This is a genomic window from Dawidia soli, from assembly GCF_018598185.1.
Classification (GTDB): Bacteria; Bacteroidota; Bacteroidia; order Cytophagales; family Cyclobacteriaceae; genus Ohtaekwangia; species Ohtaekwangia soli.
Genome location: NZ_JAHESC010000110.1, coordinates 1 through 575, shown reverse-complemented (window position 1 = coordinate 575; position 575 = coordinate 1). Strand labels below are relative to the sequence as shown.

Genomic DNA, 575 nt, shown 5'->3' with positions numbered 1-575 from the left:
ATCTACGGGTTCAGAGGATTATTCGGCCGCCGGTATATTGCGAGCCGCGAGTCGGTAGGGCTGGCGGCTGATGCATCCTGGTATCTATATTATAAGAAGAAGGTCTTCCCGGAGAACCGGGAAGGGATCTTCATCTCCAAGTTCGACAAGAGCAAAGAAGGTTTTTCACTAGGGGTAGGCGCGTCGATCGCTACCTCGGGCGACAATGGCTATACGTTCTCCAGCAAGGTATTCTTCCTGCTCTCGCTTCCGGAGATCATCCTCATACAGGGGCAGGCGGCTATTCTCAAAACACGTCTGGGCCTTGATACGACCTCGGATCCACCGTTCTCGGCGATGGTGGCGATCTCACGCGATGGCGTGGAAGCAGCTTTTGGTGTAAACTACAAACTGCCGGACAGCGGCGCAATCATCCAGGTAGATGCGCTGGTGGAGATGGCATTCTTCAAAAAGAATGCTTCGGCCTGGTATATCAACGTAGGGCGTGACCTACCGGAGAACAAGCGCGTACAGGCAAAGATCCTGTCGTTGTTCAACATGTACTCGTACCTGATGCTTTCGTCGCAAGGCATTCG

General features: G+C 53.4%; 1 protein-coding gene. It reads left to right on the top strand.

Annotation, left to right across the window (positions count from 1 at the left end):
- Nucleotides 1-575: hypothetical protein (locus KK078_RS30290; RefSeq protein WP_254094788.1), on the top strand; the 575-nt coding region annotated here is incomplete at both ends.